Genomic DNA, 23201 nt, shown 5'->3' on the forward strand with positions numbered 1-23201 from the left:
TTTCCAATTCACCCACGCGCGATACGATCGCCCGCACCATCCATTCCGGGCGAGGATTCCATGCGGGCAGCATTCCTGACAAAGACCGGTCAATTTCCTTCCGAGATCCGATCCTGCGACAAGCCGGTGCCGACGAAGGACCAGTTGCTGGTCCGGGTCCACGCGGCGTCACTGAATCCGGTGGACCTGCTGATCGCGGGCGGACACCTGCCGCCGGCCGCGCCGGACCTTCCGGCGATCCCCGGCCTGGATTTCGCGGGAATCGTCGAGGCGGTGGGCGAGGCCGTCACCGGCTTCGCCGTGGGCGACGCGGTCTATGGCTGCGCCGGCGGCGTCAAGGGCCGGCCCGGCACCTTCGCCGACTACATCGCGCCGGAAGCCGCGCTGGTCGCCCACAAGCCGCGCACCTTGTCGATGCGCGAAGCCGCCGCCATGCCCCTGGTCGGCATCACCGCCTGGGACGGACTGGTCGACCGCGCGGCGCTCCGCGCGGACGAGACGGTCCTGATCCACGGCGTCACGGGCGGCGTCAGCCACGCCGCGATCCAGATCGCGCGCAGTCGCGGCGCGCGGGTCTTCGCCACCGCATCGTCGCCGGAAAAGGCCGAAACGGCGCGCGCGCTGGGGGCGGTGCCCATCGCATACCGCACCGTGCCGGTCGCCGATTATGTCAGGGACCATACCGGGGGCGCCGGGTTCGACGTCGTCTACGACACGGTCGGCGGCGACGTCTTCGAGCAATCGGCACAGGCGACGCGGCTGTACGGCAGGCTGGTCAGCTGTGCCGCGTGGCAGGGGCACGACCTGGTTCCTGTCCTGGGCCACAGCCTGACGCTGATCGGCATCTTCATGCTGCTGCCGATGCTGACGGGACAGGGCACCGCCCGCCATGGGCAGATCCTGGCCGCCCTGGCGGCCCTGGCCGACACAGGCGCGCTGCGGCCGCTGCTGGCCGAACGGCGTTTCTCGCTGAATGAGGTCGGGGACGCCTACGCCCTCCAGGCCGGCGGCACGGCCGTCGGCAAGATCGTGATCGACATCGCCTGAAACGGCGCGGCAAGGAGCAGCACCATGGCCCAGGAGATTACCGTCGTCGCCACCATCAAGGCCCGTCCGGGCAAGGAGGAGGAGGTCAAGGCCCTGGTCTGCGCCTGCGCCGAAGCCTCGCGGCAGGAGGCCACGACTCTGTCCTACCTCCCGCACCAGGACCTGGACGACCCCGCGGCATTCGTGTTCGTGGAACGCTACACCAGCCGCGCCGCCCTGGCCGAGCACGAGAAGACCCCGCATTTCCTTACGATGGCCGACGCATTCAAGACGCTGCTGGACGGGCCGATCCAGGTGCATATCCTTAGGACATTACCTTGAAACCTGTCTGAAAGCCTGTCTGCCACTAGCGCGGGCGGCCATCCGACGGGCGAAACGCGACCATTGCGGCACAGACCATATGCGGGACAGGAGAAGCGTTAGAGTGGGCAAGACATCCGTGGCCGGCACGAACCGCGATTTCCATCGGGTCCTCTGGCTCACGCTGGCGCTTTTCCTCTCGTATTCCTGCGTCGCGATGTCCCTGCCGGTGACGTCGGTCTATGTCATCACGCATCTGGGATTCGGCAACGGGCTTGCCGGCCTCGCCGTGGGCATCGCCTTTGCGTCCACCATCGCGACGCGCGGAATGGCGGGCCGCATGGCCGACCATCGGGGCGGCAAATACTGCATGGGCCGGGGACTCTGCGCCTATGCGCTCGCGGGACTTGTCTGCCTCGCGGCAGGCTGGCCGGGCCTCCCCGGTCCGGCGGCGTATGGCGTCCTCATCCTCGGGCGGCTGCTGCTGGGCGTGGGCGAGAGCCTGACCATCGTCGGGCTCCTCGCCTGGGGATTCGGCATCATGGGGCCGCAGCGCTCGGGCCGGGTCATCGCGCTGGTCGGCATGGGCCTGTATGGTGCGTTCGCGCTCGGCAGCCCGATCGGACTGGCACTGTTCGACCGGACGGGCTTCGCGGGCGTCATGGGGGCCTGTGCGCTCGTCCCGCTGGTCGGGCTGGCGATGGTGCTGCCGGTCGCGCGCATCGCGCCCCATGTCGGCGAGCGCCCGCCCTTCTGGCGCATCATCGGCCGGATCTGGGAACCCGGCCTGGTGGTCGGCCTCCAGGGCGTCGGCTTCGCCGCGATCGGCGCCTTCATGCCGCTCCTGTTCCTGCATCGGGGCTGGTCCCATCCCGCGCTCGGCCTTACCTGCTTCGGCGGCGCGTTCGTGCTGGTGCGCCTTCTGTTCGGGCACCTGCCCGACCGGATCGGCGGCGTTCCGGTGGCGCTCGTCTCGATGGCCATCGAAGCCGTGGGGCAATATCTGCTCTGGACCGCACCCGGCCCCGCCGTCGCGCTCGCGGGCGCGTTCCTGACAGGCCTCGGCTGCTCGATGATCTTCCCGGCGATGGGCGTCGAAGTGGTCCGGCGCATCCCGCCGCACCTGCGGGGCACCGCGATGGGCGGCTTCGCGGCGTTCCAGGACCTGGCCTATGGCGTCACCGGCCCGGTGACGGGCCTGCTGGCCGACCGTTTCGGATATGGGGTCGTGTTCCTCATCGGCGGGCTGGCCGCCAGCCTGGGCTTCGCGCTGGTCGTTGCCATCGCGCGACAGGACCGAGAACAGATGGCGTGACCCGGGTTCCCGGCACCGGCGGGGGCGTTACTTCTTCGCCAGCAGGGGAACGATCGCCTGCGACAGGTCGGTCCCCCAGGTGCGGTACAGTTCGGTCGTCAGGTGGATGCCGTCCTCGGTCTCCACCTTGCCGGGCTGAAACATGGTGGTCGAATCGATATAGTGGCAGGGCGCCACGTCCTGTTTCAGCAGGGCCACCAGTTCCGTGGTGCGCTGGTCGGTCTTGCCATAGCGCGGGTTGTACTGCCCCCAGGTCGGCCCGACCCAGACGCAGGTCGTGGACCCGATCTGCCGCACCAGGGCCCGCACCTGTTCGTCGATCCACTCGCTGGGCATGGCCTTCTGCCCGTACCCGGCCATCGCGTCGCCGAACACCGCGATCACCGCGTTGGGACGCCACTGCGCCATCAGGGCGGTCATGTTCGGCGGGGCCTGGTCCTTCTCCATGAACAGCTTGATCGGCTCGACCCCCACCCGCACGGTATAGCCGCAGATGTTCGCGGGCTTTTCGTCCACCCAGTCCTCGGGCTTGGACGAACACAGGCCGTAGGTGACGACTTTCGCCCCCTGCCGCGCCAGCTCGTCGGGCAGCGTCGCCAGCAGCGAGTTCTTGAAGGTGATGTGACTATCGCCAATCAGCAGAATTGTCAGACCGACCAGTAACGGGTGCATTCTGCCCTTGTTCCTCTTTTTCGACTCAACGCGGAAACGTCATGCGCTCCCATATTCCATGACGAACACGTCGCCCTCGCACGGCTGGTCGGGCCGCCAGGTGACCGCACAGCCGCCCGTCCCGTCCGGCTGCCGGCCGATCCACGTCTCGTATACCCCCGCGAGGCATGCCGCCAGCCAATATCCGGCGGGGGCGCCCAGGCCGCCCAGCGTGGGCAGGCCGGCATGGCGGATCTGCAGGACCTGCCGCCCCCGGTCCAGCGCCAGGCTGACCCGGCCCCAGCCGACCAGCGCCAGCAGGGCGTTCATCTCGTGCTCCATCGCCTCGATCGTCGTGCAGGGCGGCAGGACCAGCCGGTCGGCCATCCGCGCGCCGACCGCGCGCAGGAAGCGGTCCCGCGCCTCCGCCCCCGCCTGTTCGTCGAAGGCGCGGGCGAATTCCCGCATGAAAAGCGTCAGGTCAGCGGACATATCAGGGCATACCCATGAAATCGTAATGAACGGACAGGCCGGCGGTCGTCTCGTTCCACGGACCGGCCTTCTGGTAGAGGAAATTTCCGCCCACGCGCAGCGCGGGCGTGACCTGGTAGGACAGCAGCGCATCCGCGCCGCCCACCAGGCCCGAGCTCGAACGCTGGGGCGCCAGCGCGCCCGCCGGATCCAACGTGTCCAGCACCGCCTGCGCGAGGTCGCTTGTGGGGTAGAACAGGGCCGACCGCTGGGAATAGGACTGGTAGCCCGCCGATCCGCCCACCCGCCAGCGCCAGTTGCCCCGGTGGCCCGTGTACCGCAGCGGCACCAGAAGCGCGAAATAGGATTGCGGCGAGAAATATCCGCCGTTGCCCACGGTGAACAGGTACTGGTTGTTGTTGTATTTGAACCAGTCCATGTCGACGCCCAGATGCACGTCGTGCACCGCGTCATGGAAGACCGAGACGCTGCCGCCGGCCCCGGCCTCATATTCCTCGTTGTCCTGGGTGCGCTTGCCCTGCAGGTAGGAAAATCCGCCCCCGGCATAGAACGACATCATCTCGTCGCCATATTCCAGCTGCACGTGCGCACGGTCGCGCACGACCCCGCCCCACGTCACGCCGGACGCCGCATCGCGCAACCCGCCATAGGCCAGGACGCTGTCGGTCACCGCGCGGCGTTCGGCCGTGACCCGCAGGCGCAGCCGGTTCGCCACCTCGGGGCTCAGCTCCACCCCGCCCAGCACGTTCATGACGCGGAAGCCCAGCGGGGAAGACCCGATATCGGCCTTCACCCAGTTCCACGTATAGGCGGCGTCGGTCGCCACGCCGACCGCGTCGCGGGCCCGCGCGGCGTCCGCATACACGCTGGCCAGCGCCGCCGGATCCTGGGTCAATGCAGCGGCCAGCGCGGTCGAGCCGACCTCCCGCAGGCCTTCCAGGTAATCCGTGCTGCCCGTGCCCGACGACAGGACTGTCGGCGTAATGCCCAGCGACAGCCGCCCCGGTCCGACGGCGAACGAACCGGTCAGCGCCAGGTCGCCCTCGGTCAGCCTGTTCAGCCCGGTGCCCGACCGCCCCCGGAACACCGGGCCGATGTCCACGAACGGGGCGAATTCCCGCGCGGTGCTGGTCACGTCGTTATCGATGCTGGCCAGGATCGGATCCTGTTCGCCCGGCTGCCCGGCATGCGCGGCCGGGGTGGCCGTGCGGAACGGGTTGTCGATCGCGCCTTCGACGCCGTCCCCCGCCCGATCGATGCCCAGCTGCTGGCGGCGCAGCGCGCGGGCACGCGACAGATCGTCCAGGCTGGCGACCCAGTTGCCGCCGGCCTTGTGGATGGCGGCCGATGCCAGCCAGGTGCGCGGGTCGGCCGGGGCCTGTTCGGTCATGTCGCGAAGCTGGTTCTCGGCCTCGTCCAGATCGTTGGTCTGCACGGCCAGCCGCACCACCGCCAGGCGCGCGTCCAGGTCGGTCGGGTCACGCGCCACGACGGCCCTGGTGATCGACAGCGCGGCATCGGGCCGGGAGCTGGACTGGTACAGCCGCGCCAGCGCCAGGCGGGCCGCCGGGCTGGGCTGGCTGCCCGACAGCGCGGGCTGCAGCGCGTCATAGGCATCGGCCTGCCGACCCTGCGCGTTCAGGCGGTCCGCCGTCATGATGGCTAGGCCGGTCTGCAGGTCGCGGCGGACCTGGGCCTGCTGGTCGTCCAGCCGGGCATTGCCGATGCTCTCCAGCAGTTCGCGGGCCCTCTGCGGCTGCTGCATCCGCAGGTACGTTCCGGCATAGGCCAGGCGCTGCGCCACCGACGGCGACAGCGCGGTATCGAGAAACACCTGCAACACCCGCGCCGCACCGGCCGGGTCGTGCCGGTCGATCATCGCATTGGCGATCAACTGCCCCCGCAGACCGTCCGGGTCATGTCCCCGGCGGGCGATCTGCAGGAAATACAGCCGCGCCTCCGGCAGGTCGGCGGGCGCGTTCTCGACCAGTTCCTGGTCTTGCGCCCGGTCCGCGACGCGGCGGATATCGGCGGTCATGCCGACGCGCGGCAGACGTGCCAGCAACTGCCGGACCGTAGCCATGTCGTTGTTCTGGTTTGCGAAATAGATGCCTGCCTGCAACGCCGCGATGCTGGCATGCCGATCGTCTGCCAGCAGCGGGGCCATCACGTCGCGGGCCTCGTCCCGGTTGCCGGCCTGCACCAGCGCCTGCGCCAGATGCAGCCGCAGCCACGGATCGCTGCCCTGCGCATCCAGCCCCTGCCGCAGCAAGGTGATCTTCTCGTCCAGGTTCGTGGTGCGCTCGGCCCGCGCTACCACGTCGCCCATCTCCGCCTGCCGCTCGAACGCCGGCGAGATCCGGCGCAGGCGGTCCATCAAGGGTGCCGCCTCCTGCTCCCGCCCCGAGGACATCAGCAGGTGATACAGGCCCTGCAACGCCATCTGGTTGCCGGGCTCCTTGCGCAGGACCTGCCGGTACAAATCCTCGGCGGCGGCCTGGTGGCCCTGCCGGCGCGCGATATCCGCCTTCATCGCCAGCAATCCCGTCTGCGACGGATCCAGCACCAGCATGTCGTCGACCAGATGCTCCGCCTGGTCGTAATGTCCCTGCTCCAGCAACGCACGGATCTGGGCATAGGACCCGGACACCTGCGCCCCGTTCAGCGCGTCGCGCCATTTCGCACCCCCGTCGGGGTCGGCCTGCACGGCCTTTTCCAGCAGGTCGCGCGCCTCCTGCATCCGGCCCTGCCGCATGCGGACCAGCCCCAGCCCGCCCAGCGTGTCGCCATCGTTCGGCGCGCGCGCCAGGGCCGCGGCAAAATGCGTTCCGGCCCCCTGGACATCGCCGCTGCCCAGCGCCTGGTAGCCCTGCGTGCGGTCCAGCACCGCCTGTTCGGACAACCCGCCCTGCGCCTTGGTCCGCAGGGCCTGGATATCCGCGTCGCCGGGGTTCATCGCCAGCCACGCATCGAAATACGGCACGCTTTCCGGCGCTTCCGACAGCCAGCGCAACGCGGCGCGCCAGTTCTGGCGGATCGCGTCCCGGTCCTCGGCACGCAGGCCCGGCAGGGCCGCCAGCTTCTGCAGGCGCGCAAGCCCTTCGGCCCGCGTCTGCTCGCGCCAGGTCAGCACCTGGGCATAGGCGATCTGCGCGGCCATGTTGTTGCGATCGGTCTGGATCAGCTTCCTCAGCCCCTCGCGTCCCTCCTCGCGGTACCCCATCGCGCCGGCCAGCGTCTGGTAATATTCCAGCGCGTATTGCGGCGGCGGCCCGTCGGGAAACAGTTGGCGATATCCGGCGGCGGCGGCGCCCGTATGGCCGTCGCGCGCCTGCTGGCGGACCTGCGCGATGCTGGACTCCGGCAGGGCCTGCACCCGCAGCGCCTGGTTCAGCCGCAGCGTCTCGGGCGCCCCCGGCGCGATCGTCGCCAGGGACTGCGCCATCTTGCGCGCGCTCTCCACGTCGCCGGCATGCAGGGCCCATTCCCCCGACAATGCCAGGACCCGCGTGTCGCCCGGCGCGATCTGCCGTGCCTGCGCCATCGCCTGCTGCGCCTGGTCGATCTGGCCGTGCTCGTACCAGTACCGCGCCCGCTGGACCAGGATCGCGACCAGCCCGCCCTGCTCGGCGGCCGCACCCGCCGCGGCCGGCTTGTTGCCCCCCGGTGCCGCGGTCACCTGCACCGCGACCTGCGCACGCGCCACCGACAGCGCCAGCGGCGACGCCCCCAGCAGCAGCAATCCCAGCCCGGTTCCCGCCCGCGTCCGCATCATCGCGCCGGCCCGCCACGGTTTTGCGCGCCGGATATATCCCGCGGGTCGACATAGGCCTTGCGCCGCGCCGCCCGCAGCGACACGGCCTTGTGCAGCGCCAGGCCGGCAACCAGCGCGCCCAGCACGGTGAAGACCGTTACCCGGACCGGATGGCCGCGCAGGAACCAGTCGAACCACAGCCACCAGGGCAGCGTCCCGACCGTGTAGATCGGCCCGTTGCGCGACGCCACGATCTTGTCCCCGTTGATGACGGTCAGGTCGCCCTGGATCCCGCGCTGTCGCTCGGGCGCCTGCAGGGCGTGGACCAGGTCGTCCAGCCCCTGCGGCGTGCCCGCCAGCATCATCACCATCGAGCGCTGGCCGCCGAGCGGGGACCGCGCGCCGATCAGCGCGCCGCCGGATTGCAGGTCCAGCGACCCGTCCAGCGTCACCGTCCGCGTTTCATCCACCGGCCCCCCGGCGAAGACATAGCGGATGCCGTTCAGGATACTGCGCTCCGCCACGTGCAGGCGTCCGTTCTCGATCCGGTACGGGGTCTGGTCCAGCAGCGACGCGATCGGGCCGCTGCCCTGCAACGTGTCCATGACCAGCAGGTCGCTGTCCGGGACGGTGGCGATCCCGCTTGCGCCCATGATCGTCAGGCGTTCCGCCGGGTACCAGGTATAGGACCCCAGCACCCCCATCAAATCCAGGAACGCCGTCGTCACCGCCGCCCCCGGCTGATCCGGCAGGACGACGACGGTATCCGACAGGTCCGCCATGCGCGTGAACGGGAAGCCGCTATTCGCGAAATAGGCCAGGTTGGGCAGCGTGGTGAAATGATGGGCGCGCCGGAAATCGAGGGTCGAATCCGGATCGATGCTGACGGCCATGTCCTGCGCCACGATGCCGCCGTCGCGCCGGGCGATCGGCCGACCGTCGAAATAGAACTGCAGGGCGTTCTGGCCATAGACGCCCCATGACGGCAACGCCAGCCTGTCTTCCTCCAACGCGGAATGCAGCGGCAGGTACTGCGCGATCCAGCGCGGCAGCCGCCGCGCCGGACGCCACGCGTAGCTGTGGAGGTACAGCCCGTTCAGGCTGACATCCACCCGCGACTGCTCCAGGTCGAAATTGCTGGCCAGCGGGGCATGAATGCGGAAATCGGCGGTGAAGGGCCGGCCGCGCCAGGTGTACAGGTCCGGCGAAATGCGGAACGGAACCGACAGCGTCCCGGGCACGTAGCCATAACCCTGCAACGTGCCGACGCTGACCAGCTCCCCGAAGCGGACCACCCGGTCGGTCGGAATGAAGGCCGGGGCGTCATAGGGCCGACGTGCGGGTATGCTGACGGGCGCGACCGTCTGGCTGGACGTGCTGGCCAGGGATTCGGGCATGAACACCAGGGTGCGGGCGGCGGTGGCCACCTCGTCCGGCGTGCGGCCCGTCACCAGCAGGATGGTGCCGAACGGATCGTTCGGGTTGAGGATTTCCGCCAGGGTCGGCCCGCTGGCCACGATTCCACGGGTAAGTGCGGGCGGCAGGCGCGACAGCACGCCCACGGCCACGGCGCTGCCCGAGGCGGGCGCGCTGTCGGACACGGGAAAACTGACCTTGTGGAAATCAGCGATCCGGCCGAACCACGACGCAATCACCGCCGCCGGCTTCAGAGACGCGGCCGCGGCGCCCGCGGGCAGGACGAACGGCACCACCGCCGGCTCGGCCACTGCCGGATCCAGGAAAGGGGCCGGCAGTTGCGACAGCATCCGCCGGGGCGGCAGCGGGGCGGTCGTCAGCGTCAGCGTCGACTGGCCCGATACCTCTGCCCACAGCATGCCGCTGAACGGATTGGTGCCCGGCTGGCCGCCCACGTCCTCCTGCCCGGCGAAGGTGAAATTGATCGTGTTCCGCCCGACGAAGAACACCGGATTGATCTGGAACGTCACCGGCCCGAAGGCCGGATGATCGCGATCGACGGGGATGGTGCCGATATACTGGTCGTTCAGCCGGACGGTCACGCTGCTGACCGACGGCAGCAGGGCGGGCGACACCGCCCCGGTCAGGGTCAGGTGCGCGGCGGTGACGACCTGGTTGCCGGGCACGCCGAAATTCAGTCCCTGGATCGTCGCGAACGGCGTCATCCGCAGCGCGTCCATCGCGCCGAGCTGATGCAGCGTGCGGGTACGGGTGGACGTGCCCGGCAGGTTCTCGGCCGAGGCATCGGCCCCGCCAGGGGGCACGCCGCCGGCGGCAGGGCCCCCTGGGGCGGATGGGGCGGCCTCGCCCCCCTGCGGCGCGACGGCGCTGTCCGGCAGCAGCACGCCATCATCGCCGCCGGCCGGCGGCGACGCCCCGGCGGCGGGGGCAGCGGCCGGGGACGAGGTGCCAAACGGGGTGGGCGCGGACGGATCGACCGACGCGGCCGGCGGGGCCGCCGCCGCACGCGCGGGGATCGCCCCCAGAAGCGCGGAGGACAGGACCAGCATCCCGGCCAGCATCAGGGGCGTGCCCGTCTTGCGCGGTTCCAGCGCGACGGAGCGCCGGGTCGTGACGCTCACGCTCTGGCGCGCGCGCTGCGCGGCCTCGATCGCGCGGGGGTCGTGGCGGGCGCTGGCCGGACGGTCGCTGCGGATCGCCAGGCTGCGCAGGCTGCTGATGATCATCCACAGGCTGCGCAGCGGTCGATCGGGCGGATAATCCGCCCACGCGGCCCACGCATCGGCGCGCCCGAACACGAAACGGGTCACCCGCGCCTCGTCCTGGATGGTGGCCGGGGTCCACCGCAGGTTCAGCACGCCGTCGCGCAGGGCCAGCGTGCGGGCGGTGACCGGCGGGTCATGCGGTTCCAGCAGTACATGGACGACCGCGTCCGGATCGATGGCCTCGCCCGCCGCCAGATCCATCTGCACCCGGCATCCGCCGCGCGACACGTCGATGGTCGTGCCCCGGCACAGGCGACCGTCGGCGGTGCGCAGCACCAGTGGCAGGGTGGCGCTGATGCGCGCATCGCGCCGGACCTGTCGCGTCTCGTGCCCCACGGTGATGGCGACCAGCACGATCAGCATGCTGATGGCGATCCAGGCCAGGTTCGTCCACAGCGCGTTGAGGGTCAGCCGGTCGTTATGATCCGCCAGCAGCCGCCATATTCCCCAGCCGCCGCCGCAGGTCAGCACGCCCAGGAACACGATGTTGGGATAGATCGCCCGCCAGTCGGTAAACGAACTGTCGAGGATGCCGCCCTTGTCCGTCACGTTGAACTTCCCGAGCTTGGGCAGCAGCATGGTCACGATCGTGATCCGTACGAGAAACAGCGCCAGCGCAGTCTCATAGATCTCGCTCCAGAACGAATAGCGCCAGTTCCGTTGAACCCGCGACGTGGTGGCGATGCAGTGGAAGAGATGCGGCATGGCATAGGCCAGCAGCGCGATGGGCGAGGCCGCGATCAGGGTCTGGTTGAACAGCAGGTACGACAGCGGCGCGCTGAGGAACACCAGGCGCGGGATGGCGAACAGGAACCCGGCCATCGCCGTGAAATAGCACAGCCGCTGCGGCAGGGTCAGGCCGCGACCCAGCAGCGGATTGTCCACGCGCAGGATCTGCATCATGCCGCGCGCCCAGCGGATGCGCTGGCCGATATGCAGGATCAGCCGTTCCGTCGATAGTCCGGCGGCCAGCGGCATCCGCAGATACGCGGTCGACCAGCCCAGGCGCTGCATCCGCAATGCGGTATGGCTGTCCTCGGTCACGGTCTCGGTCGCGATCCCGCCCACCTGTTCCAGCGCCGTGCGCCGCAGCACCGCGCATGAACCGCAGAAGAAGGACGCGTTCCAGAAATCGTTTCCTTCCTGGACCAGGCCGTAGAAGATGTTGCTCTCGGGCGGCACGTTGCGCCCGCGCGACAGGTTCCGCTGGAACGGATCGGGCGAATAGAAATGATGCGGCGTCTGCATCAGGCCCACGCTGGGGTCGACCAGGAACCAGCCCATCGTGGTCTGCAGGAACGCGCGGGTGGGAACGTGATCGCAATCGAAGATCGCAATGTAATCACCCGTCGTGACCGACATCGCGTGATTCAGGTTGCCCGCCTTGGCATGGGCATTGTTCGACCGCGCGATATAGCCGGCGCCGCAGGACCGGGCGAATTCCATGAAAGATTCGCGATGACCGTCGTCCAGGATATAGACGTTCAGCCGGTCGGCGGGCCAGTCCATGCTCATGCAGGCCAGCACCGTCACGCGCACGATATCCAGGTCCTCGTTATAGGTCGGGACATAGACATCCACGCTGGGCCAGGTCGATACGTCGTCGGGCAGCGGCACCGGCTTGCGCTCCAGCGGACGCAGCGTCTGGAAATAGCTCAGCACCAGCATCATCACGGCATAGCCTTCGGCCAGCAGCAGGCCGGTGCTCAGGATCGCCTGCGGCCAGGACTGCCACTCCACCGTCTCGGTCAGGCGCCAGGCGACATAGCGGAAGGACACCACCAGCGACAGGACCTTGAGGAACAGGGTCGCCTCGCCGCCTTCCTTGCGGTCGACGATGAAGAACAGCGCCACGCCCGCCGCCGCCACCACCAGCTGCTGGTTGTCGGACAGCAGCGCCTGCGTCGCCAGCAGCGCCAGCCCCGATCCGACCAGCCCGCAGGCCGCCAGGAATTTCGTCCCGTGCCGTCCCTCCGCCAGGCGGCCGCAACGGCGGCCCAGCCAGGTCATCAGGCGATTGCGGAGAAGGAGGGAGGACAGGCGCGCCGTCGTCTTCGCCATCAGTATCGTCCCAGCGCCGTCAGCAATTTCCGGCAGATACCCGCGATGTCGTGGCTGGCCTGCGCGCGCGGGGCGTAGGCTGCGACCGTCTTCTGCGCCGCCAGCGCCTCGGACACGTATTCGTCGCGATGCACCACCCCCAGCAGGCGCGGCCCCATCTGGGCGGCCAGGCTGCGGGCGATGCGCGGTCCCAGGCGCGTCATGGGATCGAACTGGTTGATAACGAAATACTGCGCGGCCGGCAGCCCATGGCCATACGCCCGCCCCGATTCGATGTCGGGGAACAGCGCGGCCGAGGCCGCATCGGCCGCCAGCACCGTCAGCAGGACATCCACATGCGGCAGGATCGCCCGCAGCGCCGTCGACGGACCGGGCTCGGTATCGACCACGACCATCGACGCGGGGTCGGACGCCAGAATCCTCAGCGGCTCGGCCAGCAGCGCGGGGGCCTGTTCCAGACGGGCCGACATGTTCACCGACGCCGACAGGTCCAGCGCGCCGTACGGCAGCACCGTCATGCCGTCGTCCGTACGCTGCCCCACCTGGTGCCAGAGCTGCGGCTGGTCCAGCATATGGGCGAAGCCCCGCCCTTCATGCAGGGGCACGCCCAGATGCAGGCGCAGCATGTTCTGGGGATCCAGGTCGACGGCCACGACGCGCAGCGTCGGATCCAGCGCCAGCGTGGTCGCCAGATTGGCCGCCATCGTGCTTTTGCCCACGCCCCCCTTCGGAGAGACGCAACAGATCAATGGCATCGAGCGCCTTTCGCCACGGCATCCGTCATTGTCACCGGCCCCGAAGCAGGATCCGTGCCCCGAGGGCAGGACGACACCGGCGCGGTCAGCGGAAAATATCCCGAAGGCTGCTGTCCGCCCGGCCGGCGGGCGGGGCCGCACGGCGCAGGACCGCAAACATCTCCGTCAGGCTGACGCCGTGCGAAGATTGCGAAGATGAAGATTCGGGCGACCGCGCGGGGGACGGGGCCGGGGACTGCGGACGGCCGGCACCACCCAGCCCGGCGAGACCTGCAAGGCCGGGTGCCGGGGCCGGAGAGGCCGGGGCGGGGCGCGCCGATGCGGGGAACGTCGAAGCAGGGAACGAAGGCGTCGGAGCCATGGATGAAGGGGCCGCGGATGAGGAGGGAGCCGCAGAGGGCGGGACCGGAACCGGGGACGGGGGAACCGCCGCGGCCGGCGCGTCGGCCAGGCCGAACAGCCCGCCGCCACCGCGCGGCTCGGGCGGCCGTGGCGTGCCGCCCAGCCCCGCCAGGCCGGCCAGCGGCGCAGCCGGCGGCGCCGGGGTCGGCGACGCGATGGTGGTGGGATGAATCCGGTCGAGATTGTCGAAGGCGCGATAGGGGAACAGCGGCTCGCCCACCGCGACCCGCAGGCCCGAGACATCGGGGGCGCCGGCATCGTCCACGCCCGTCAGCACCGACGGGGGCAGCGCGGCGTTCAATAGCGGGAAATCGGCGTCGGTATCGTTTGACATCGGGCACCCCTGAAACACCATCCATTGGGAACCGGCATCACGTCCCGACAATGTCAGGGCCGTATCAGGCCGGGTAACATCCCCTGTTCACGAACGGACCGACCGGGGCCGGCCGGCCACCTGTTCCGGCATAATTCCGAATATTTCATCCTGGCGGACACGTCAGCATGTCGTATTCGAAGCAATCCGGGGAAGACATGAAAAAAACATCCCGATTTTTATAACATATACCCGATTCCTCGCAAGAACCAGGGGAGTTCTTCCATTTCGCCAGTGATATCAATTCGGTGATGCGGCCTGACGCATGACGCCGGCGGCCATCCCGTCCTGCACCAGCCGCGACAGCAACGTCAGCGACGCGGAGTAATAATTGGTGTTCGTTTCCATCGCCGGAAAATCCGACGGGTCCGCCAGGCCGCAGGCGACACCCAGCGCATGGAAGCCGGGCGGGGCGCCATAGGGCGCGCGCTCGCCGGTCTTCAGGTCCACCCAGGCCGGCAGGCCGCCGGGACCCCAGGCGTTCCAGTACCGTTGCAGCGAAGCCCGCGTCGGCGCATCCAGCATCCCGGCCCATTGCAGGTAAAGCGGCACGCGGATGGCGTCATAGGAAAAACGGGGCGGCCAGGACTGCGCAATCCCCGGCGTCCCGCCGACCTTGGGCAACGCCAGCCAGTCCGGCGGCAGGTCCCACCGCCCGAACTTCGCCCGATGCAGCAGACGCCGCCCGTCGCGCACCACCCGCATCCAGGTGGCGGCATCGTCCAGCAGCGCCCCCGCCAGCAGGGCCGGCATGATGTAGTAGGACGGGTTCAGCACCACGCGGTCCGAAAAGGAAAACCCGTACAGGCCCGGCAACAGCACGGAGTACGATCCTACCTGGACCACGAGTTTCTTGCGGACCGCGGCATAGATCGCGCAGGCGGCGTCCGTCAGTTCCTGCCGCCCCCAGCGATCGCCCGCCAGGGTCAGGGCCAGCGCGATCAGCAGGTCGCCGTCGGTCGCATTCTCGCTCTCCGGCACAGGGTTGGGCGCGTCGGGCAGGTAATGCCAGGCGTGCAGCGCGTCGTCCCGGCGACGCAACGTCTGCTCGGTCCAGCGAAACAGGCTGTTGAACGTGTCCTGGTCGTCGAACGCCTGCGCGAACAGCATGCCATAGCCCTGCCCCTCGGTATGCGAGACATTGCCGTTGCCATTGTCGATCACACGCCCGTCGGCCGAGACGAAATGCCGGCGATAGAACATCCAGTCATTCATATCGGCGGCGCGCGCGGCGATGCCCCCCGGCTTCAGGGTCGCCATCGCCCCGCCGGCCGCCGCCGCCAGAACGTGACGCCGCGCAAGAAACGCTGTCATCGGACCGCTGTCATCCCTCATCGCCGGGGATGGGACCCCGGGAAAACCCGCCGGGCGCCGTCATGGACCATCCCGCGACACGGTCGCGGCGCCCCGCTCGCTCGGGGATCGCGCGCCATGTCATGGTCAGCCTTACCGCCAAAACCCGCCGCCGTCATCCCGCTCCACGCGGGGACGCCCCGGCCGAGGCAACGGAATCCGGTCGTTAGATTTATCTTGAATTATATCTTTAGATACGTATATCGTAAGATATGTTTAAAAATCACACTCCCTCCCATCGCCTTCATCATGTCCTGCATGCCATCGGCCGCCGAGGCGGACGCCACGGTTTCGGCCGCGGCTTCGGCGACGGCTTCGGCCGGGGATTCGGTGGCGGCGATTTCCCCACCGGGCGCAAGCTCGGCTCCGAAGACCTCCAGCTGGTTCTTCTGGCCCTGCTCGCGGAAAAGCCCGCCCATGGCTATGAGATGATCCGCCTGCTGGAAGAGCGGTCGGGCGGATTCTACGCCCCCAGCCCCGGCATGATCTATCCGGCCCTGACCTATCTGGACGAAATCGGGTACGCCGCCGTGACGCAGGACGGCAACCGCAAGCTCTACACCCTGACCGATGACGGGCGCGCCTACCTGGACGGCCGCCGCGCACAGGCCGACGCCATCCTCGATATGCTGGCACGGATCGGCGGTCGCATGGCCGAGGTGCGCGAGGCCTTCGCCGGCGTCGACGCGCACGACCCGCAGGCCGCCGACGAACTGCATCAGGCCCGCCACGTCCTCAAGCGCGCCCTGGTGCGCAAGCGCGGCTGTTCGCCGGACGAGGCCCGCCGCATCGCGCAGATCCTGGCCCGCGCCGCCGCGGACATCTCCGGCGACGCCGGCTGATGCCTCCTGTTTCCCCAGGCAAAGGCCATCTGTCATGACCCTTCTGTTCCGCACCCCGGTGCGCCTGCGCCATCCCCTGCGCCTGCGCCACGTCCAGGTCGCGCGCGTCGAGCAATTGTCGCCGCGCATGCGCCGTATCGTCTTCACCGGCCCGACGCTGGAGGGCTTCACCAGCGCGGCGGCGGACGACCATGTAAAACTGTTCTTCCCCCCGCCCGGGACGGACCGGCCCATCCTGCCCGATCCCGGCGCAGGTCCCGGCGCCGCGGGCGACGGACCGCCGCCCGTCAGCCGCGACTACACGCCCCGGCGCTTCGACCCGGCGACGGGCGAACTCAGCGTCGAATTCGTCCTGCACGGCGATGGTCCCGCCACGACCTGGGCGGCGCAGGCCCGGCCCGGACAATGGCTGGGCGTCGGAGGACCGCGCGGATCGGTCCTGATTCCCGACGATTACGCGGCCTATCTGCTGATCGGCGACGAAACCGCCCTGCCCGCCATCGCGCGGCGGCTGGAGGAACTGCCGCCCGGCACGCGCGTGACCGCCCTGATCGAGGTCGCCGACAGCCACGAGGAACGGCGCCTGCCCACCGCGGCGGATGCCACCATCGTCTGGCTGCATCGCAATGGCACCCCCGCCGGCCAGTCGCCGGTGCTGGACGAGGCGCTGCGCCGCCTGCCGCTTCCCACGCGCGACATCCATGTCTGGATCGGCGCCGAGATCGAAACGGCCCGGCGCCTGCGCGCCCACCTGATGGCGGACGAGGCCCTGGATCGCCGCCAGATCCGTGCCGCAGGCTACTGGCGGCGCGGCGCCGCAAACGGTGGCGCCCGGATCGAGGACCCCCAGGCGGATCCCGCCTGAACGGCCGATCGCCCCCTCCCGCTCCGGAATCAAAAAAGGCGGCGCTCCCCGAAGGGAACGCCGCCTTTTCCTGATGCGCCGCCGTCACCGGGGCGATCGCCTGGCCCCGGTCGGACGGGTTGCCCCGCCCGGCCCGGGACTCACTCCGCCTTCAGACCCACGGCGGAGGTCTTGCCGTTACGGCCCTTCTCCAGCTCGTAGCTGACGCTCTGTCCCTCGTTCAGGCTGCGCAGCCCGGCCTGCTCGACCGCGCTGATATGCACGAAGACGTCGCTGGAGCCGTCGGTCGGCTGGATGAAGCCGTACCCCTTCTCCGAGTTGAACCACTTTACGGTACCTGTCGCCATTGCAGGTCTCCTGATATTCGGCTTCCACGCGAACATGCGTGGCATCGAGACTTTTCAAAATGGAGAGACCAGAACTTCGCCGAGCGGCTGTTGTGCGATCCTGCCGAGGCCAAAAAGTCCAGCCGCGCGCTACATTATAGATCGGGGCGGAGAATTGCACGCACCAATATTGCGGATCGCCGACGATACATTTAGATAGGTTATCTACCTAAATGGAAAACGGGTCCTCCGCCCATGCCATCCCGCACCGTTCCCACCGCTCCCGCGTCCCTGGACGACGCCGCCGACCTGGCCGAAACCCTGCGCCCGGTGCTCCATCGCCTCTATCGCCGGCTGCGGCGCGAGGGCGGGGAGACGGGAATTTCCCCGCTGCAGACCCTGCTGCTGGCCGTCGTCATGGATCATCCGGGGATCGGCGTCGCCGAACTGGCCCGTCGCGAAAACCTGCGCGGCCCGACGATCAGCGCGCATGTCAAATCCCTGGTCGCGGGCGGATTGCTGGACCGCGCGCCATCGCTGCAGGACCGCCGGCGGGCCGGCCTGGCCATCACCCCCCAGGGCCTGGCGGTCATCGCCGCCCTGCGCCGGCGCCGCACCGACTGGCTGGCCGGCGCGCTGGCGCGCCTGTCCCCCGACGCCCGCCAGGCGATCCGCGCGGCCGCCGCGCCGCTGGCCGAGATCGCGCAATGACCGACGCGCCACCCCCGCCCGCCGACATCCCGCCCGATCCCGACGCCCCGACGGGGGCGGAAATCCGCGCGGTGGTGCGCGGCCTGATGATCGTCATGGCCCTGGGCGCGCTGGACCAGAGCATCGTGGCCACCGCCCTGCCGCGCATCGTCGGCGACCTGGGCGGCGTCGCCCACATGTCCTGGATCGTGACGGCCTATGTCCTGGCCGCGACCAGCGTCATGCCGCTCTATGGCAAGCTGGCCGACCAGTACGGCCGCAAGCCGGTCCTGACCGGGGCCGTGCTGGCCTTCTTGCTGGGCTCGGCCCTGTGCGGCGCGGCGCACAGCCTGCTCCAGATGATCCTGTTCCGCGCGGTCCAGGGGCTGGGTGCCGGGGGGCTGATGCCGCTCAGCCAGATCATCATCGGCGACCTGGTGCCCGCCGCCCGGCGCGGCCGGCGGCAGGGCATGGTGGTGTCGGTCTTCGCCCTGTGCAGCATCCTCGGCCCGCTGGCCGGCGGCATCATTACCGAACTGCTGTCCTGGCACTGGATCTTCTACATCAACCTGCCGATCGGCGCGGCCGCGCTGCTGGTCATCACCCGGGCCTTGCGGCGGTTCCATCATCCGGTCCGTGCGCGCCGGATCGATTATCGCGGCGCCGCGCTCATGACCGGCGCCACCACCGCCTTCCTGCTGGTCCTGACCCCGGGCGGATTCGAATGGGTCCCCGAATGGATCCGGGCGTCCGCGCCGACGCCGGGTATGCCGATTGCCGGGATGACGGCGGCGACCCTGCTGCTGGGCCTGTTCGTCCGCCATATCCGGCGCGTGCCCGAACCGGTCCTGCCGCCGGACCTGTTCCACGACCGGCTGTTCGTCGTGGCCAGCCTCGTGCTGGCGCTGGCTTCCATGGGGCTGCTGGGGGCGGGCCTGTTCTTTCCATTGTTCTTCCAGCTGGTCATGGGGGCCAGCCCGGCGCAGTCCGGGTTCCTGACCGGGCCACTGATGGTCGGGGCCGTCGTCTCGGCGACCGTGAACGGACGGATGCTGCCGCGGACGGGCCGCTACAAGCCGGCGCAGGTCGGCGGCCTGGCCCTGGCGCTGGCGTCCTTCGCCGTCCTCAGCTGGGCCAGCGCCGCCGGACGCGGGCTGGGCGTGATCGAACCGGCGATGCTGGCCCTGGGACTGGGGCTCGGGTTGGTCACGCCGAACATGACCATTGCCGTGCAGAACGCGCTGCCCGTCGCCCATCGGGGCGTCGGCACCGCGACATTGGCATTCTTCCGGTCGCTGGGCGGCCTGGTCGGCGTCGCGGGGGCCGGACTCATCTTCGCCGGGACTATGCCGGCGGCAGGCGTGGGGCCGGCGCACGACCCGGACGCGATGATCGCGCTCTACCGCCACGCCATCGCCACGACCTTCCTGGTCGGCACGGCGATCATCGCCCTGTCGCTCGTCACCGTCCTGTTCCTGCCCGAACGTCCGCTGGCGACGCAGCGAACCGCCGCCGCGCCGCCTCAGCCGCCGCGCACCAGCAGATCGGCATAATCGGGGTGGCGGTGAATATAGGCCGTGACGAACGAACAGCGCGACACCACCCGCATCCCCCGGGCCCGCGCCTCGTCCAGGACCGCCCGCACCAGCGTCGATCCGACGCCGCGCCCCTCCAGCGCGGGGGGAACCTTCGTGTGGCCCAGCACCAGCCGTCCGCCCTCCACGGCGTAATCCACGAATGCCACCCCGCCCCCGACATGAATCTCGAAGCGATGGCGCACCGTGTCGTCGATCAGGTCGGTCATCGCCGCCCTCCTTGGTGATCGCCCTATTGGTGATCGATAAACCCGCCCACCCGATGGACCGGGTCGCGCATCAGGTCCCGCCGTCGCGACGAAAGAGCCGGACGGCTTCGGCCACCAGATGCGGATTGTCCCGCGCCACGCTTCCGTCGCCCAGGAACCTGCCGTCCTCCAGCCCGATGCGGGTCGACCAGCGACGGCGACGCGCAAGTTCCAGAAGGGGCCACATGGTGGCGTCCAACCCATGCAGAAGGACAGGCCGTCCTATGTCGGACCGTTCCAGGATGGCGACGATGTCCTCCGCCGCCCGCCGGGCAGACGGGAAATCCTGTTCCTCGATCTCCACCAGGACGCGCAGCACGCCATCGCGGTTGCGAAGTCTGACGAACCGCTCGGCGTCCGCGGCGGTCGCCAGGCCGGCCTCGATCCCTATATGCCGCTGCCGAAGCAGTTCCATGATGGCCGGCGCATCGGATTCCGCCAGATTCACGGATGCATAATCGGGCGGATGCCGCCACGCCGCGATGCGGCTGCGCGTCTCGTGTTCGTCACCCTCGATCCATGCCCCGGTGGACACGCCCAGAAGCGTGCCGGGACAGGCCTTGCGCACCGCAAGGATTGTCTCGTCGACGGCGGCAAGCCCTTCCCGGTCAGGCGTGACCCGTGGATGGAAATGGAGCTCGGCGGCGCCGGCCGAAACGCAGGCCGCCCCGTCGCGCGCCATGTCCTCCGCGGTGAGAGGCAGGGACGGGTGAAAGCCCTTCGGGCGCGCACCGTTGAGGCAGGCCTGTATAATCACGAAGCCCTCGAAAAGGATGTCGCCCTTCCATAGCGGAAACGGCTCCGCTCGCGAGGATCACGAATCCGGTAGCAGGATTGCGCCCCTGCCCGCCGGGACGCATGTCCGTTCCACACCACAGGAAAGGGCGCGTGTCATGCAGGTCAAGGACATCATGACGTCGCCGGCCATTGCGATCGATCCGTTCGAAACCATCGAAAAAGCCGCAAGCCTGATGCTGTCGCACAGGATGAGCGGCATGCCGGTCGTGACGTCGCAAGGGCAGCTGGTCGGGGTCCTGACCGAAGGCGACCTGCTGCGCCGCAGCGAACTGGGCACCGAGGGCATGCGGTCCTGGCTGGGTACGCTGCTGCAATCCCCCGGGCGGGCGGCGGCGGATTATGTCCGCACCCACGGGCGCAAGGTCGGCGATATCATGACCGCCGAACCGATCGCCATCGCCGCCACCGCCTCCGTCGAGGACGCGGTGGACAAGATGCTTCATCATCACATCAAGCGGCTTCCGGTGCTGGAGGGCGAACGGCTGGTTGGAATCCTGTCGCGCGCGGACATCCTGCGGGCCTTGCTCCAGGCGCTGGCGCCGCAGGAAAGCAGCGCGGACGACGAAAGCATCCGGGCCGCCATCCTCGAGGAATATCGCAACGAGCCACGCTGGGCCGGTCCCAGCTTCGTCAATGTCCAGGTCCATAACGGTGTCGTGGAACTCAGCGGCGCGGTCTTCGATTCCCGGCTGCGGACGGCGGCCCGCGTGGCGGCGGAAAACGTGAAAGGTGTCGAATCCGTCATCGATCATCTGGTCTTCGTCGAACCGATGACGGGCGTGACGATGCCCATGTAGAAAGGGGCCCTGCAGGGACGGGGCCCATGTTCATTTCATCGGATCCCGGGGATTCGGAATCTGGGGGTTCCGGGGATTCTGGCGACGGACACGACGACATGCACAGGAAGCAGAATATTCTCTTCGTCATCGCGGATGGCGAGCACGCGCGTTTCGTGCAGGCGGACGACAACCATGTCCTGCACAGCATCGAATCATTCGATTCGACGTCCGCGCACAAGCAATCTTCCGATCTGGGCGACGACGCGCCGGGCGCCAGTTTCCACACCGATTCCACCACCCACCATGCCCTGGCCCCGCGCCACGACCTGCACGTCCTGGAAAAACAGAAATTCGCCCGCCTGGTGGCGGCCCAGATCAACGCACGGCAGGAGATGGACGACGCGCTGGTGGTCGTGGCGCCGGCGCGCACCAGCGCCGTCATTACCCAGAACCTCGTCCCCGCGGTCGGCAGCCGGGTCATCGGCGTCCTGGACAAGGACCTGGTCAAGGTGCCCGACCACGAACTGAAGGATCATGTCGGCCGCTGGATCTGGTGAACGCGCCTTCCCCGAAGCCCGATTGAAAAGGCGCGCCGGCAGGCGTCGGCGCGCCTTTTCGGCAAACCGGCCCCGATGCCTGCCGCAGCCCCGACACCTGCCGGAACTGCCCTTCCTTAAAAAGCCCGCCTTCCGCTTCCGAACTTTTGCCGGGGGGCCACGTTCTCGTCCCACGCGTCATACGCGGCCTGTCCCGCAATCTCGGTCACGATGACACGGGGGTGGTGGCCATGTCGGACTTCCTGTCTCGCTATCCCCTGACTTCCTACGCGGCGGTGATCGCGGGGCTGCTGGTCGTCATTCTGGCGTTGTCGGCCATCACGGGCACGCGGCGCGTCGGACCCGCGCGGGGCCGGTCCATGAGCCTGCCGTTCGAATCCGGCATCCTGCCCGTGGGTTCGGCACAACTGCGCCTGCCGATACAATATTACCTGATCGCGATGTTCTTCGTCATCTTCGACGTGGAATCGGTCTTCCTGTTCTCCTGGGCGCCGGTCGCAACCGAGGCCGGATGGCGGGGATACGGCGCGATCGTCGTCTTCATCTTCTTCCTGGCGGCGGCGCTGGCCTATCTGTGGCGCGGCGGCGGGCTGGACTGGGGCCCGACGCCCCGCGCGCGGCCGGAAAGGGGATAGGACATGCGCTGGACCATGACACCGGCAGGGGGGACACCCGCCGCGGGCGGCCCGGAGACGGGCGCCCCGCCCCGGAGCGTGACCGAGACCGTCCGCCGCAACCTGGTCATGGGCCGGCTTCAGGATTTCGTATCCTGGGGACAGAAGAATTCGATCTGGCCGTTCAATTTCGGCCTGTCCTGCTGCTATGTCGAAATGGCGACGGCCTTCACAAGCAAGTACGACATCGCCCGCTTCGGGTCCGAGGTCCTGCGCGCCACCCCGCGCGAGGCCGACCTGATCGTGATCTCCGGCACCGTCTTCGTGAAGATGGCCCCGATCATCAAATATCTGTACGACCAGATGCTGGAACCGCGCTGGGTCATCTCGATGGGATCCTGCGCCAATTCCGGCGGGATGTACGATATCTACAGCGTGGTGCAGGGCGTCGACAGCTTCCTGCCCGTCGATGTCTACGTCCCCGGCTGCCCGCCCCGGCCCGACGCGCTGCTGGAAGGGCTGATGCTGCTGCAGCAGTCGATCGCCACCCAGCGCCGGCCGTTGAGCTGGATGATCGGCCCGCAGGGGGTCGAACGCGTGACCCCGCCCAGCCTGCGCGACATGAAGCGCGACGCACGACGGGCGGCACGCGACCTGCGCACGCCCGACACGATCTGAGCCG

The 23201-nt window shown here is 69.0% G+C and carries 21 protein-coding genes; 11 read left to right on the top strand and 10 right to left on the bottom strand.

What is annotated here, in order from left to right:
* Positions 1–126 precede the first annotated feature (126 nt).
* From HLH28_RS02745 to HLH28_RS02755, 3 genes are all read left to right on the top strand, one after another.
* Positions 127–1047: a zinc-dependent alcohol dehydrogenase family protein gene (locus HLH28_RS02745; RefSeq protein ID WP_220789907.1), complete on the top strand. Its 921-nt coding sequence runs from the start codon at positions 127–129 to the stop codon at positions 1045–1047.
* Positions 1048–1071: 24 nt separating this feature from the next.
* A complete protein-coding gene (locus tag HLH28_RS02750) occupies positions 1072–1368 on the top strand; it encodes a putative quinol monooxygenase (protein WP_182954163.1) in 297 nt (98 codons plus the stop codon).
* 103 nt (positions 1369–1471) lie between these two features.
* The gene (locus HLH28_RS02755; protein WP_338029638.1) at positions 1472–2662 is read left to right on the top strand and encodes an MFS transporter; all 1191 of its coding nucleotides are present in this window, start codon (positions 1472–1474) and stop codon (positions 2660–2662) included.
* A 27-nt stretch (positions 2663–2689) separates the two neighbouring features.
* Here the strand turns inward: HLH28_RS02755 and HLH28_RS02760 are convergent, their stop codons facing one another.
* The 7 genes from HLH28_RS02760 to HLH28_RS02790 form a co-directional block, all read right to left on the bottom strand.
* Positions 2690–3334, bottom strand: coding sequence for an SGNH/GDSL hydrolase family protein (locus HLH28_RS02760; RefSeq protein ID WP_182954169.1), 645 nt, complete (start codon positions 3332–3334; stop codon positions 2690–2692).
* Positions 3335–3373: 39 nt separating this feature from the next.
* The gene (gene bcsD, locus HLH28_RS02765; protein WP_182954171.1) at positions 3374–3805 is read right to left on the bottom strand and encodes a cellulose biosynthesis protein BcsD; all 432 of its coding nucleotides are present in this window, start codon (positions 3803–3805) and stop codon (positions 3374–3376) included.
* A 1-nt stretch (position 3806) separates the two neighbouring features.
* On the bottom strand, positions 3807–7580 hold the full coding sequence (locus tag HLH28_RS02770; protein ID WP_182954174.1) for a cellulose synthase subunit BcsC-related outer membrane protein: 3774 nt from the start codon (positions 7578–7580) through the stop codon (positions 3807–3809).
* A complete protein-coding gene (gene bcsA, locus HLH28_RS02775; RefSeq protein ID WP_275943702.1) occupies positions 7577–12322 on the bottom strand; it encodes a UDP-forming cellulose synthase catalytic subunit in 4746 nt (1581 codons plus the stop codon). The genes HLH28_RS02770 and bcsA overlap by 4 nt, the downstream gene beginning before the upstream one ends.
* Positions 12322–13077 carry a cellulose biosynthesis protein BcsQ gene (gene bcsQ, locus HLH28_RS02780; protein ID WP_275943703.1) on the bottom strand — a complete coding sequence of 252 codons (756 nt, stop codon included), beginning with the start codon at positions 13075–13077 and terminating at the stop codon, positions 12322–12324. The genes bcsA and bcsQ overlap by 1 nt, the downstream gene beginning before the upstream one ends.
* A gap of 85 nt (positions 13078–13162) precedes the next feature.
* Positions 13163–13813, bottom strand: coding sequence for a hypothetical protein (locus tag HLH28_RS02785; protein WP_182954180.1), 651 nt, complete (start codon positions 13811–13813; stop codon positions 13163–13165).
* Positions 13814–14092: 279 nt separating this feature from the next.
* Complete coding sequence (locus HLH28_RS02790) at positions 14093–15166, bottom strand: glycosyl hydrolase family 8 (protein ID WP_182954182.1); 1074 nt, start codon at positions 15164–15166, stop codon at positions 14093–14095.
* Positions 15167–15417: 251 nt separating this feature from the next.
* Here HLH28_RS02790 and HLH28_RS02795 point away from each other — a divergent pair, with 251 nt between their 5' ends.
* Together HLH28_RS02795 and HLH28_RS02800 are read left to right on the top strand one after the other, a co-directional pair.
* On the top strand, positions 15418–16047 hold the full coding sequence (locus tag HLH28_RS02795; protein WP_182954186.1) for a PadR family transcriptional regulator: 630 nt from the start codon (positions 15418–15420) through the stop codon (positions 16045–16047).
* Between the two features lie 34 nt (positions 16048–16081).
* The gene (locus HLH28_RS02800; RefSeq protein WP_182954190.1) at positions 16082–16912 is read left to right on the top strand and encodes a siderophore-interacting protein; all 831 of its coding nucleotides are present in this window, start codon (positions 16082–16084) and stop codon (positions 16910–16912) included.
* Between the two features lie 140 nt (positions 16913–17052).
* On the opposite strand, the gene HLH28_RS02805 is transcribed toward HLH28_RS02800, so the two are convergent.
* Positions 17053–17259, bottom strand: a complete 207-nt coding sequence (locus HLH28_RS02805) for a cold-shock protein (RefSeq protein ID WP_182944201.1) — start codon at positions 17257–17259, stop codon at positions 17053–17055.
* 234 nt (positions 17260–17493) lie between these two features.
* On the opposite strand from HLH28_RS02805, the gene HLH28_RS02810 reads away from it, so the two are divergent.
* Positions 17494–17949 (top strand): MarR family winged helix-turn-helix transcriptional regulator, encoded by a 456-nt coding sequence (locus HLH28_RS02810; protein ID WP_182954194.1) that lies wholly within the window; start codon positions 17494–17496, stop codon positions 17947–17949.
* Positions 17946–19481: an MDR family MFS transporter gene (locus HLH28_RS02815; RefSeq protein ID WP_220789908.1), complete on the top strand. Its 1536-nt coding sequence runs from the start codon at positions 17946–17948 to the stop codon at positions 19479–19481. The genes HLH28_RS02810 and HLH28_RS02815 overlap by 4 nt, the downstream gene beginning before the upstream one ends.
* Here HLH28_RS02815 and HLH28_RS02820 read toward each other — a convergent pair.
* Positions 19451–19732 carry a GNAT family N-acetyltransferase gene (locus tag HLH28_RS02820; protein ID WP_182954196.1) on the bottom strand — a complete coding sequence of 94 codons (282 nt, stop codon included), beginning with the start codon at positions 19730–19732 and terminating at the stop codon, positions 19451–19453. The genes HLH28_RS02815 and HLH28_RS02820 overlap by 31 nt on opposite strands.
* Positions 19733–19802: 70 nt before the next feature.
* On the bottom strand, positions 19803–20528 hold the full coding sequence (locus HLH28_RS02825; RefSeq protein ID WP_182954199.1) for a 3-keto-5-aminohexanoate cleavage protein: 726 nt from the start codon (positions 20526–20528) through the stop codon (positions 19803–19805).
* Positions 20529–20664: 136 nt separating this feature from the next.
* Between HLH28_RS02825 and HLH28_RS02830 the strand changes: the two genes are divergently transcribed.
* From HLH28_RS02830 to HLH28_RS02845, 4 genes are all read left to right on the top strand, one after another.
* Positions 20665–21366 (top strand): CBS domain-containing protein, encoded by a 702-nt coding sequence (locus tag HLH28_RS02830; RefSeq protein WP_182954203.1) that lies wholly within the window; start codon positions 20665–20667, stop codon positions 21364–21366.
* Between the two features lie 98 nt (positions 21367–21464).
* Entirely contained in the window at positions 21465–21905 is a 441-nt protein-coding gene (locus tag HLH28_RS02835) for a host attachment protein (protein ID WP_182954206.1), read from the top strand.
* Positions 21906–22135: 230 nt separating this feature from the next.
* Entirely contained in the window at positions 22136–22540 is a 405-nt protein-coding gene (locus HLH28_RS02840; RefSeq protein ID WP_182954209.1) for an NADH-quinone oxidoreductase subunit A, read from the top strand.
* A gap of 3 nt (positions 22541–22543) precedes the next feature.
* Complete coding sequence (locus HLH28_RS02845) at positions 22544–23197, top strand: NADH-quinone oxidoreductase subunit B (RefSeq protein WP_408869811.1); 654 nt, start codon at positions 22544–22546, stop codon at positions 23195–23197.
* Positions 23198–23201 lie beyond the last annotated feature (4 nt).

Origin of the sequence: Gluconacetobacter tumulisoli, assembly GCF_014174155.1 — a bacterium.
Classification (GTDB): domain Bacteria; phylum Pseudomonadota; class Alphaproteobacteria; order Acetobacterales; family Acetobacteraceae; genus Gluconacetobacter; species Gluconacetobacter tumulisoli.